The sequence below is a fragment of the Amycolatopsis sp. NPDC041971 genome (genome assembly GCF_055588925.1).
Genome location: NZ_JBVJCE010000013.1, coordinates 133,027 through 144,523, shown reverse-complemented (window position 1 = coordinate 144,523; position 11,497 = coordinate 133,027). Strand labels below are relative to the sequence as shown.

The following is an 11,497-nucleotide window of genomic DNA, read 5'->3' as shown; positions in this document are numbered from 1 at the left end:
CCGAGAACCTTACGGGCGAACGTGCCGAAAGGTTGCGCGCGCGATCCCACAACCTCTTCCTGCCCCCGGCCGTACCTCCCCAAGAGACCGAAGAACCACGGGAGGACCGATGACCGTGCGCCGGGCCCTGGTCATCGCCGTCTGCGCCTTGGTGGTGAGCGGTTGCGAAGCTCGTTCGGTCGCCTCTCCCGCCGTGACACCGGTGCCGGTCACCAGCCCGTCGGCAACGTCTTCGTCCGCACCCGAACCCGTGCTGGCGCCACCGTCCGGCGGGATCACCTTCCCGCCGGACGGATCCGGGCAGTGGCTCTTCCCGCTCGGCGAAGGTCCGGTCGCCGGACAGAGCGGAAGACTGCTGCGGTACCGCATCGCCGTCGAAACCGACATCACCGGCGTGAGCCAGGAGGGTTTCGCCCGGACGATCGAGTCCACCTTGGGGGATCCGCGCGGCTGGACCGGCGGCGGGCGATGGCGGTTGCAGCGGGCCGGCCCGGACGGTCCCGTCGATTTCACGCTCTACCTCGCCACCCCGAAGACGCGCGACGTGCTGTGCGGCGGCAGGCCGGACGGCTACACCTCGTGCCGCAAGGGCAACAGCGTCGTGCTCAACGTCGCGCGCTGGGCGGACGGCGTCCCCGGCTACGGCGCGCCGCTGACGGTTTATCGGCAGTACATGGTCACGCACGAGGTCGGGCACCGGCTCGGGCGCGGTCACGAAACCTGCCCGGTCGGGCGCGCTCGCGCCGGTGATGCAGCAGCAGACGCTCGGCCTGCACGGCTGCGCCCCGAATCCGTGGCCCTATCCGGACGGGAAGCAGTACTCCGGACCTTCGGCCGGCTGAGTTCGCCGTTCAATCACGCGAGTTCCGCCTTTGATCACGCGAGTCCCGCGTCTGATCACGCGAGTTCGCCGGTTCCGCACAGCACGCTCGCGTGACTGGTCCGGACGGCTCACGTGATCAGACGCGGGACTCGCGTGATTGAACGGCGAACACGCGTGATTGAACGCGTAACTCGCGTGATCAGATGGACGACTCGAGGGTTCAGCGGCCCTGCAAGGCTTTCACGTTCTGCCCGAAGGTCCAGTTCCGTGAACCGTCCCAGTTGAGCGACCAGGTCATCAGGCCCTTGAGCCCCGGAATGCTGCGGTACGCCTGGGAAACCAGGCTCGGCGACATGTAGCCGCCACCGGCGCCCGCCTGCGCGGGCAGGCCCGGAGCCTGCTTGTCGTAGGGAACGCGAATCGTCTGGCCCTGGATCACCAGGCCCTTGTCGAGGCAGTTGGTCTGCGCGACGAAGCCCTGAACCGTCCCGGCCTGGTACGAATCACCGGAGCAGCCGTACATGCTTCCGTTGTAGTACTGCATGTTCAGCCACCACAGCCTGCCGTTGTCCGCGTACTTCTTGATGATCGGCAGGTACGCGCCCCAGATCGAGCCGTAGACGACACTGCCGCCGGTGACGTACGCGGTCTCGGGTGCCATCGTGAGCCCGAAGTTCGGCGGCATCGCGGCGAGCACGCCGTCGATGATGCGGATGAGGTTCTTCTGCGACGCGGAGAGCGAATTGATGTTCCCGCTGCCGACGAGGCCGGTTTCGATGTCGATGTCGATTCCGTCGAAGTTGTACTTCTTCAGGATCGGCACGATGGTCGCGACGAATTTGTCCGCCACGGTGGCCGAGTTCAGGTCGATACCCGCGGTGGCGCCACCGATCGACATCAGGATCGTCGCGCCAGCGTCCTTGGCGGCGCACATCTCGGCCGGGGTCGCGACCTTCACAGTCGCGTCCATCCCGTCCTCCCATTTGACCGTTCCGTCGGACAGGATGACCGGAAAGGCGGCGTTGAGCACGTTGTATCCGTTGGCCTTGATCCGGGCGTCGGTGATCGGGATCCAGCCGAGCGGCGGGTGGACGCCGTTCGAAGCGCCGTCCCAGTTCTCCCAATAGCCTTGCAGGACCTTGCCCGCGGGCTTCGATTTGACCGCGCAGACCTCGGCGTCCACCGACGCCTGCGCCGGGGTCAGGACGACGAGCGTGGTGACGGCGAGTACCGCCGCGCCGGTGATTGCGAGCAGCCGTGAGACGCGACCGAACATACCCAGCTCCCATCTCGAAAGCGGTTTGAACGAACAGGAAGCGGCCGTTCGGCTCAACATAGGTCGCCGTGCACGAGTGGCGCTACCGACGATCGGGTGGTCTAGACCAGATATCGAAGAGTTGTCCGAAAATCCCGCTAACGCGCGAAGGCCATCTCACGAGGCCGGGTGTCCTCGTGAGATGGCCTTCGCCATTCAGGTGGTCAGACGGTGATGGTCCAGCTGTCGAGCGTGCCGGTGTCCTGCGCGTAGGCGTCGTAGAGCACGAGCGTCCAAGTGCCGGAAGCGGCTTCGTTGGTCACCGGGACCGAGTAGGTCCTGGTACCGAGATCGGTGCAGGGGAGCGAACCGGTGGCCTTGACCGAATACGTGCTGCCGTCGGGGGCCTTCAGGCTGATCCGGACGTCCTCGGAGCAGGTGTGCGTCCCGGTGATCGACACCTTGACCGGCGAGGTCGCCGTACCCGTCGCGCTGGACGTGATCGGGCTGTTGACCGTCGCGTAGTCGTTCAGCGCGTAGTCGGTGCCGTTGGTGAACGTGCGCGCGCCGGCGTTGCCGACGGTGAGCGTGTACTGCACCGTGCGGTCCACCGAGGTCCCGTCACCGGTCACCGTGATCGTGCTGGTGCCGTTGGGAGTGCTCGCCGACGTCGCGATGGTGAGTGTCGAGGAACCACCCGACTGCACCGAAGCGGGGTTGAACGTCGCGGTCGCCCCGGCGGGAAGACCGCTGGCGCTCAGCGAAACCGCTTGCGCCGCACCGGAAGTCGTCGTGGTGTTGACCGTGACGGTCGCCGACTGTCCCGCTTGGACGGTGCCGGAGGCCGGGGACAGGCCGATCGAGAAGTCGGGCCCCGTCGACGCGCCGACGGCGAGCTTCCAGAGCGCGTACGCGATCGCGTCGCTGTTCTTCTCCAGTGGGGTGTCCGGGATGTTGGACAGCGTGTCGCAGGCGCGGTGATAGCAGCTGTCGAACGCCCTTCCGGCGGTACCGCCCCATTTCTGTTGCTGCGCGGCGCTCTTCGTGTACCCGGCACCGGTCGCGAGACCGCCCACCGGGATGCCCGCGCTCTTGAACGACGCGTGGTCCGAACGGCCGTCGCCCTCGGTGTCACCCTCGGTCTGGATGCCGATCGTCCTGAAGTATTCGTCGAACACCGCCCTGACCGAAGCGACGTCGTCATAGACGAAGTAGCCCCAGTTGTCGGAGCCGATCATGTCGAAGTTCAGGTAGGTCTTGATCTTCGTACGCTCGGTCTGCGGCAGGCTGTTGACGTAGAACTTGGAGCCGCGCAGGCCGGACTCCTCGTCGGCCCACCAGCCGAAGCGGACGCGTTTGGCCATGGTGGGGTTCTCGCGGGCCAGGGCCAGCGCGACTTCGAGGATCGAGACCGAACCAGAGCCGTTGTCGTTGATACCCGGGCCGGCGCTCACGCTGTCGAGGTGCGCGCCGAGCATGATGACCTGACTGGCGTCACCCTGCGGCCATTCCGCGATGATGTTCTGGTTCGAACCCGCGCAGCTCGTGCAGGACTGCAAGGTGACGTTGTAGCCGGCGTCGCGCAGCTTCTGGGCCACATAGGACACCGACGCCGGATACCCCGGTCGCCCGGAGGCGCGGTTGCCGCCGTTCTGGTTGGCGATCGTCTGCAACGCGCTCAGGTGCGCCTTGACGTTGGCGAGCGAGATGTCCGGTGCGGCGGCGGCCGTGACCGCTTGCGCGGGCGCCGTGACGACACCCAGTACGGCGGCCATGCCGACGACGGCCGCTCCTATTCGCTTTCCCCACTTCATGCCGGGGTCTTCCTTTCTGGAGGATGGTCCGTGAAGGCCTCCTTGAGGGACTTTGGGTTCCTCAAGGAGGCCGTGGGGGCGGGAGCTAGACGGTGATCGACCAGCTGTCGAGCGTGCCGGTGTCCTGCGCGTAGGCGTCGTAGAGCACGAGGGTCCAAGTGCCGGCGGCGACTTCGTTGGTCACGTTCACCGAGTAGTTCCGGGTGCCCAGATCGGTGCAGGGCAGGGAACCGGTGGCCTTGACCGAATACGTGCTGCCGTCGGGGGCCTTCAGGCTGATCCGGACGTCCTCGGAGCAGGTGTGCGTCCCGGTGACCGTCACCTTCACCGGCGACACCGCGTTACCGGTCGCGGTCGAGGTGATCGGGCTGTTCACCGTGGCGTAGTCGTTCAGCGCGTAATCGTTGCCGTTGCTGAACGTCCGGATGTTGCCACCGGTGCCGACGGTCAGCGTGTACCGCGCGGTGTGCGCGCCGCTGGCCGCGGTACCGGTCACCGTGATGGTGCTGGTGCCGTCAGGGGTGCTCGCCGACGTCGCGATGGTGAGCGTCGAGGAGGTACCGGACTGCACCGAAGCGGGGTTGAACGTCGCGGTCGCCCCGGCCGGGAGGCCACTGGCGCTGAGCGCCACGGACTGCGCCGTGCCGTTGGTGGTCGCGGTGTTCACCGTGACGGTGGCCGATTCGCCCGGCTTGACGGAACCCGACGCCGGGGTGACGCCGACCGAGAAGTCGTTGCCCTGCGGGGTACACGACGTCGGTTCGCCGGTCGCCGCGGTCACGCTGATCGCGTCCCACGCCGCCTTGGTGGTGGTGAACTCGGTGCAGGAACCCGGGTACAGCGCGAGCGCCGCTTCCAGCGTGGCCTTGCGGGCCGCCTTGTGGTTCCAGCTGGAGGTCTTCTTCAGCAGGCCGTTGTAGAAGATCTTCCCGGCCTTCTGGATGCCGATACCGGTGATCGAGGAGTTGTTGCAGGTCGGGCTGGCAGGCTTGCCCACCGGCGCCGTGCCCTCGGCCAGCAGGTAGAACCAGTGATTCTGCGGGCCGGCGGCGGCGTGCACCTCGGTGTTCGGGATGGACGACGAGTAGCAGTCGGGGTTGCCGGAGACCCTGCTCGGCTGGTTCATGTAGCGGATCGGCCCGCGGCCGACCAGGTTCACGCCCTCGCCGACGTCGTAGTCCGGGACGTCCTTGGCGTTGTTGGCGTAGTGCTCGGTGATGGCACCGAAGATGTCACCGGTGGACTCGTTGAGACCGCCGTTCTCGTTGCCGCTGCCCGCGCCGCCCGGCGTGGTCTGGAAGATGGCGTGGCCGTACTCGTGTGCGACGACGTCCATCGGGGTGGCCTGGCGCTGGCTGTCCGAGGAGCGGCCGTAGGTGGTCGAAGAACCGTTCCAGTAGGCGTTGGCCTGGTTGAGGCCGACGTAGGCGGGGAAGCCGCCGCCGTTGCCGTTGATCCCGTTGCGGCCGAGCCATTCGCCCAGCATCTTCCACTCGGTCTGGACGCCGAAGAGCGCGTCGACGCAGGCGGTTTCCAGGTCGGTGCCGGAGCCGTTGCCCCAGTTGTCGTCCGGTCCGCTGAAGGGCGAGCCGTTCTGGCGGGCACAGCTGATGTTGGTGCGCTGCGGGTCGCGCATCGTGTACGTGCCACCGGAGTTCGTCGTATCGATGGTGACGTTGCCGGCGTAGTAGCTGTTCCCGGCGCCCAGCGTGCTGACGTCGTTCGACGTGGTCTTAGCGGCGGCGGGGAAGTTGGACATCTTGACGTCGTCACGGGTTTCGAGAACCGCGCCGGTGGCGCCGTCCACGAACACGTGCAGATTGCTCGGGGACGTCGCCTTGGTCCCGGCGACGACGACCTCGTAGGCGAGCTTGGGCGAGGTCCCCGCCAGCACGACGAGCTTCGGAGCGATGACACTGTCTACTTTGGATAGCCGGCCGCGGGCGACCTCGGTCGCCTTCGCCGCGGTGATCTTGGCCTTGGTGTCGACCGAGATCGCCGCCGTCTCGGCGGCGCTGGTGCCGCGGACGCGCCCGGCGCCGTCGGCGACGACCACCGCGTCCCCGCCGACCACCGGCAGGCCACGGTAGGTTCGTTCGTAAGCGGCGTAGAAAAGTCCTCCGCCACCCGGGGTCAGCCCGACGCGACGGAAGCCTTCCTGTGCCCCCTTCCGCAAGTGGTCCACACCGGCCGCGGCGGCCTGGTCGGCCGCGCTCGCGGCCACCGCGTCGGGGCTCGCGGGTTGGATCGTGGCGGTGGTCGCGTTCGCCGGGGTCGCCGGGAACGTCATGCTCAGGGCAAGGCCGGCGACGGCCGCCAACCCTGTTCTGAGCCCTCGCTGAACGGTCATGGGGAACCTTCCATGGGCAGGACCGTGTACCCGTCAGGCCATCGGCGCGGCGGGGAATGGGACCGGATCGGGTGCACGGCGGGGGACGGGGAGCGTGTCCATTCGGATAACTGGAGTTATCCCGATGGACACGTCGAGTAAAGGAGGCCGGTCACGAGGGCGTCAATGGGCCGGATGGCCTAGCAGAGCGGGTGAAGATCGACATGCGGGGAATGAAATGCCTGTGTAGTAAGAGTTTTCTCGCCATATGCGATATATGGCGACTTTCGTATGGTTTTCAGGCGGCCGGCCCGGAATCGGACATAGCGGCCGCGCGCACGCCACGCCGATAGGCTTCCGCCGCTTCTTCGATGGATCCGCGAGCGCGCAACGTGTCGCCCAAATGCAGCGAGGTGGCGACGAGCGCGCCGCGCAGTTCCGAATTTTCCTGTGCGGTGGCGGCTTCTTCGAGCAACGCGGTCGCCTCCGGCAGATCGCCGCGGGCGCGCGCGATGAGTCCCAGTAACCGGAGAACCTCCGCCCTGGCTTCGATGTCGGGGGATCGATCCAGAAGCGGCCGGATGCCCTCGGCGAGTTCGGCGGCCTCGTCGAGTTCCCCTTGGCGGCGGCGGACGTCGGCGAGTTCGATGGTCGCGCCGAGCACACCTTCCCGCGACCCGGCCTCGGCCAGTAGATCGCGGGCGAGTCGCAGTTCGGCGTGCGCCTCGTCGAGTTTGCCCAGCCGCCGCCACAGGAATCCGCGTGCCCACCGGCTGCGGGCGGCGTCACGGTCGTAGCCGAGTGAGGTGAACAGCCGCAGCGCTCGCGAAAGATCCTTTTCCGCGCGGTCGACCAGTCCGATCTCCTGCCACAGTTGCGCCGCCTGCCGGTGGTACCGCGCGGAGATGTCTTTGCGCCGCGCGGAAACGAGCGCGCGACGCCCTTCTTCAGCGGCCCGCCGGGCGCGGCGGAGCGCGCCCATTTCGATGAGCGGGTGGATCAGCGCGGTCACCAGCGCAAGTTCGGCGTCGGGATCGACGGGTTCCTCGGCGCGGAGTCCGGCGAGCGCTGTTTCGACGAGCGCGACCGCCGCGCCCAGATCACCCGACAGCGCGCGGCAGGCGGCGACACGGTTGACGATCATCGCGCGCAACCGGGGCGACGCGGTGCCGGCGAGTTCCATTGCGTGGGCGAAACCCTTGTCCGCCAACGGAATGTCGTAACGCTGCCACTGGACTTCGCCGAGATAGAACCGCGCGTGGCATTGGACGTCCGGCAGTCGGTACTCCGCCGCTCGTCGTTCCACCCGGGTGAATTCGCGTTCGGCGGCTTCGAGTCCGCCTTTCTGCAACTCGCGATACGCGGTTTCGAGCGCGTCGGTGAGTTCCTCGGCGGCGCCCGGCGGTCTGCCGAAGCGGAGTTCGTCCGCGGTGAGGCCGAGCCGTCGCGCGAGATGGGACAGTACGTCGTCCGAAGGCAGGCGCCTTCCCGATTCGACCTTCGCGAGGAAGCCGCGGTCGTAGCGGGGCTCGGCGAGCTCACGTTGGGTCAGCCCGCGTGCCCGGCGCAACCGCCGGATCCGCGCGCCGAGTGGTTCTGCCCTGGACGGCACGGATCCACGGTAGACGATTTCCCGGCGCGGATCCGGCCGATCTGGACGGATACCCGCCAACAGCGTCCGGATCCGGTGGGTTCCTCTCGGCGAAACGGACATATTGACTGGTGGCGTTCCGGGCGCTAGCGTCCTGCGTCATAAAAAGGAAAGTTTCTTAACTAATTCTGGAGCGGGGCGCCGATGATGGTGAGTTCCTGGTCCCGGGCGGTGGCCGCGGTTTCGGCACTGGTCCTCGGGGGTTTGACGGTTCCGGCGGTTCCGGCCGTCGCCGCGGTACAGGGTGAGGTCCGGGTCGACCAGGTCGGCTACGGCATCACCGAGACCAAGCACGCCTATCTCCTGTCCAGTGCGCCGGGTGCGTTCTCGGTGATCGACGAGCGCGGCCGGACCGTCCATCGTGGACGGACCGGTGCCTCGCTCGGCGCGTGGAACGCGAAGTACCCGGCGGTGTACCGGCTCGACCTGTCGAGGGTCTGGCTGCCGGGCAAGTACCGGATCGAGGTCAGCGGCGAGACCAAGGCGACCTCACCGACGTTCCGGGTGGACACCAAGAACCGGCTCTTCACCCCGCTGGTCCGCGCCACCAACGAGTTCTTCCAGGCGCAGCGCGACGGTGACGACATCGTCCCCGGCCGGCTCGATCGCAAACCCTCGCATCTGGCCGACAAACAGGCCACGGTCTACGACTGGCCGGTGTTCGTCGGCGAGGGTGGCGACGAGATCGCGGAACCGCTCAAGCCGATCGGCGGCCCGATCGACGTCGAAGGCGGCTGGGTCGACGCGGGCGACTTCGTCAAGTTCACCTCGAACACGGCGTACTCGCTGGCGGAATTGGGATACGTGCTCCGTGAGGGTCACGATCCGGTGCTGGCCAAGGAGGTCAAGCTCGGCCTCGACTGGCTCGACAAGATGTGGGACGAGAAGAGCAAGACGCTCTACGCCCAGGTCGGGATCGGGACGGGGAGCGACAAGTTCGGCTTCCTCGGCGACCACGACGTCTGGCGGAACCCGCACGACGACGACCCGCTCGACGTGAAACCCGGTGACCCCAAGTACTTCGTCAAGCACCGGCCGGTGTTCCCGGCGAACCCCGGTGGGTCGGCCCTGAGCCCGAACCTCGCCGGCCGGGTCGCCGCCGCGTTCGCCCTCGGCGCGCAGGTCGAGGCGAGGCGGAACCCGGCGCTGGCAAGGAAGTACCTCGCCGAGGCGGCCTCGGTGTTCGCGCAGGCCAAGACCGAGAACGTCGGCGAACTGGTCACCGCGTTCCCGCACGCGTACTACCCGGAATCGTCCTGGCGGGACGACATGGAACTCGGCGCGACGCAGCTCGCTTTGGCGGGTAAGGCCTTGCGGGATCCGCGATCCGTCGAATGGACGCGACAGGCGGCGCACTGGGCGAAGGCCTACATCGACCTCGAAGAGAAGAGCACGCTCAACCTGTACGACACCAGCGCGCTGGCGCACGCCGAACTGGCGAAGCTCCTGCGGCACGGTGTCCCGGGTGCGGCGCTCGGCCCGAAGGAACTGATCGGCGACCTCCGTCGTCAGCTCGACGAGGGCGTCGCGAGCTCGGCTCAGAGTCCTTTCCGGACGGCCGTCTCGGTCAAGGAGTTCGACGCGGCCAGCAAGAGCTTCGGGTTCGCCGCGACCGAGCGCCTGTACGCGGAGTTGACCGGCGACCGGCACTACGCGGCGTTCGGTTCGCAGCAGCGGAACTTCACCCTCGGCGCCAACGCGTGGGGTGTGTCGCTGGTCGTCGGCGTCGGCACGACGTCGCCGAAATGCCCGCACCACCAGGCGGCCAACCTCGCGGGTGAGGAAAAGGTGCTCTACGGTGCGGTCGTGAACGGACCGAACGGGGCCGAACACTTCGCGGACCTGCCGTTCCCGGCCGGGGCGAAGGAGTGCACGAAACCCTACGACGCGTTCGACACGACCGAGTCCCGCTACACCGACGACCTCGCCTCGTGGCCGAGCAACGAGCCCGCCATCGACTTCACCTCGACGGCCATGCTCGCGTTCGCGCTGACCGGACGTTCCTAGGCGTGTTCGCGGGGCCCGCTTCCCGGCGGGCCCCGCGTTCGCGTACCCGACAACTCCTGTTCGCGGCGATGCCGCCGCTCCGGACGGTGACGACGTCGTAGGCTTGGCGGGGTGAGTGAGACAAGCGAGTTCCCCGACGGCCAATACCCGGAACGTCCGATCGAGCGCCACAAGGGCCCGGTCGTGCTGCGGCGGGATCGCCGTGACCAGGGCAGCACCACCGACGAGCGCCTGCTGGACTCACGGGGGCCGAGCGACTGGGTGCACACCGACCCATGGCGTGTGCTGCGGATCCAGGCGGAGTTCGTCGAGGGTTTCGGCGCGCTGGCCGAAGTGCCGCGCGCGGTGACGGTGTTCGGTTCGGCGCGGACCAAACGGGACCACCCGGAGTACGAACTCGGTCGCAAGATCGGCGGCGCCCTCGCCGAAGCGGGCTTCGCGGTGATGACCGGCGGCGGCCCCGGCGCGATGGAAGCGGTGAACCGCGGCGCCAACGAGGCGGGCGGGTTCTCCGTCGGCCTCGGCATCGAGCTGCCGTTCGAGCAGGGCCTGAACCCGTGGGTCGACCTGGGCGTCAACTTCCGGTACTTCTTCGCCCGCAAGACCATGTTCATCAAGTACTCGCAGGCGTTCATCTGCCTGCCCGGCGGCTTCGGCACACTCGACGAGCTGTTCGAGGCGCTCACCCTGGTGCAGACGAAGAAGGTCACGAAGTTCCCGGTCGTGCTGTTCGGCAGCGACTACTGGGGTGGCCTGCACGACTGGATCGCCAAGACGCTGCTCGCCGAGGGCAAAATCGGCGAGAAGGACCTCGACCTGCTGCACGTCACCGACGACATCGACGACGCCGTGCGTGTCGTCCAGGAGTCGTACCAGGCTTGGGAGGACACCCACTGATGGCGGCGCCGCGCCGGGTTTGCGTCTTCTGCGGCTCTTCGATGGGCTTCGACCCGCGCTATGCCGACGAGGCACGTGCGCTGGGCACGTTGCTGGCCTCCCGCGGGATCGGGCTGGTCTACGGCGGGGCGTCGGTCGGGACCATGGGCGTCGTCGCGGACGCGGCACTGGCCGCGGGCGGCGAGGTGATCGGCGTGATCCCGGAGGCACTGGGCAACGTAGAGATCGCGCACGCCGGCCTGACCGAACTGCACGTCGTCGCCGACATGCACCAGCGGAAGGCGAAAATGGCCGCGCTGTCCGACGGCTTTCTCGCGCTGCCCGGTGGAGCCGGGACGCTGGAGGAGCTGTTCGAGGTGTGGACGTGGGCGCAGCTCGGCCTGCACGAGAAGCCGATCGGGCTGGTCGACGTCGGCGGGTACCACGCGCCGCTGCTGAAGTTCGCCGACCACATGGTGTCGGAGGGCTTCTTGTCGCCGGGGTACCGGGACATGCTCTCGATCGACTCGGACGCTTCGGTGCTTCTGGACAGCTTCGCGGACTACGTACCTCCTCCGCGGCCTAAGTGGGCTAAGTAGGGCTTGGGTCGGGTGGGGGGGGGGGGGGGGGGGGGGGGGGGGGGGGGGGGGGGAAAGAGGGGAGGGGGGGCGGAAAACCTACCCCGCCCCTCCCCACAAGCACCAAAGACGGGAGGCCTTGTCCCTCTCACCCTCCCCTCCCC

General features: G+C 67.9%; 8 protein-coding genes. 4 read left to right on the top strand and 4 right to left on the bottom strand.

The window, feature by feature from the left end; genetic code table 11:
• Nucleotides 1-109 precede the first annotated feature (109 nt).
• A complete protein-coding gene (locus ACZ6DT_RS25045) occupies nt 110-937 on the top strand; it encodes a DUF3152 domain-containing protein (RefSeq protein WP_465599426.1) in 828 nt (275 codons plus the stop codon).
• 106 nt (nt 938-1,043) lie between these two features.
• Here ACZ6DT_RS25045 and ACZ6DT_RS25040 read toward each other — a convergent pair whose 3' ends face one another.
• The 4 genes from ACZ6DT_RS25040 to ACZ6DT_RS25025 form a co-directional block, all read right to left on the bottom strand.
• Nucleotides 1,044-2,099 (bottom strand): chitinase, encoded by a 1,056-nt coding sequence (locus ACZ6DT_RS25040; RefSeq protein ID WP_465599424.1) that lies wholly within the window; start codon nt 2,097-2,099, stop codon nt 1,044-1,046.
• A gap of 203 nt (nt 2,100-2,302) precedes the next feature.
• Nucleotides 2,303-3,892, bottom strand: a complete 1,590-nt coding sequence (locus ACZ6DT_RS25035; protein WP_465599422.1) for a M28 family peptidase — start codon at nt 3,890-3,892, stop codon at nt 2,303-2,305.
• An 85-nt stretch (nt 3,893-3,977) separates the two neighbouring features.
• A complete protein-coding gene (locus tag ACZ6DT_RS25030) occupies nt 3,978-6,242 on the bottom strand; it encodes a M4 family metallopeptidase (RefSeq protein WP_465599420.1) in 2,265 nt (754 codons plus the stop codon).
• Between the two features lie 277 nt (nt 6,243-6,519).
• Complete coding sequence (locus tag ACZ6DT_RS25025; protein WP_465599418.1) at nt 6,520-7,833, bottom strand: helix-turn-helix domain-containing protein; 1,314 nt, start codon at nt 7,831-7,833, stop codon at nt 6,520-6,522.
• A 183-nt stretch (nt 7,834-8,016) separates the two neighbouring features.
• Here ACZ6DT_RS25025 and ACZ6DT_RS25020 point away from each other — a divergent pair, with 183 nt between their 5' ends.
• From ACZ6DT_RS25020 to ACZ6DT_RS25010, 3 genes are all read left to right on the top strand, one after another.
• Nucleotides 8,017-9,879: a glycoside hydrolase family 9 protein gene (locus ACZ6DT_RS25020; protein WP_465599416.1), complete on the top strand. Its 1,863-nt coding sequence runs from the start codon at nt 8,017-8,019 to the stop codon at nt 9,877-9,879.
• Nucleotides 9,880-9,990: 111 nt separating this feature from the next.
• On the top strand, nt 9,991-10,776 hold the full coding sequence (locus ACZ6DT_RS25015; protein WP_465599414.1) for an LOG family protein: 786 nt from the start codon (nt 9,991-9,993) through the stop codon (nt 10,774-10,776).
• Nucleotides 10,776-11,354, top strand: a complete 579-nt coding sequence (locus ACZ6DT_RS25010) for an LOG family protein (protein WP_465599412.1) — start codon at nt 10,776-10,778, stop codon at nt 11,352-11,354. The genes ACZ6DT_RS25015 and ACZ6DT_RS25010 overlap by 1 nt, the downstream gene beginning before the upstream one ends.
• The last annotated feature ends 143 nt before the right edge of the window (nt 11,355-11,497 follow it).

Excerpts from the sequence above, each read along its gene's own strand:
- ACZ6DT_RS25045 (WP_465599426.1), top strand. The coding sequence starts at position 110 with ATGACCGTGCGCCGGGCCCTGGTCATCGCCGTCTGCGCCTTGGTGGTG.
- ACZ6DT_RS25040 (WP_465599424.1), bottom strand. The coding sequence starts at position 2,099 with ATGTTCGGTCGCGTCTCACGGCTGCTCGCAATCACCGGCGCGGCGGTA.
- ACZ6DT_RS25035 (WP_465599422.1), bottom strand. The coding sequence starts at position 3,892 with ATGAAGTGGGGAAAGCGAATAGGAGCGGCCGTCGTCGGCATGGCCGCC.
- ACZ6DT_RS25030 (WP_465599420.1), bottom strand. The coding sequence starts at position 6,242 with ATGACCGTTCAGCGAGGGCTCAGAACAGGGTTGGCGGCCGTCGCCGGC.
- ACZ6DT_RS25020 (WP_465599416.1), top strand. The coding sequence starts at position 8,017 with ATGATGGTGAGTTCCTGGTCCCGGGCGGTGGCCGCGGTTTCGGCACTG.
- ACZ6DT_RS25010 (WP_465599412.1), top strand. The coding sequence starts at position 10,776 with ATGGCGGCGCCGCGCCGGGTTTGCGTCTTCTGCGGCTCTTCGATGGGC.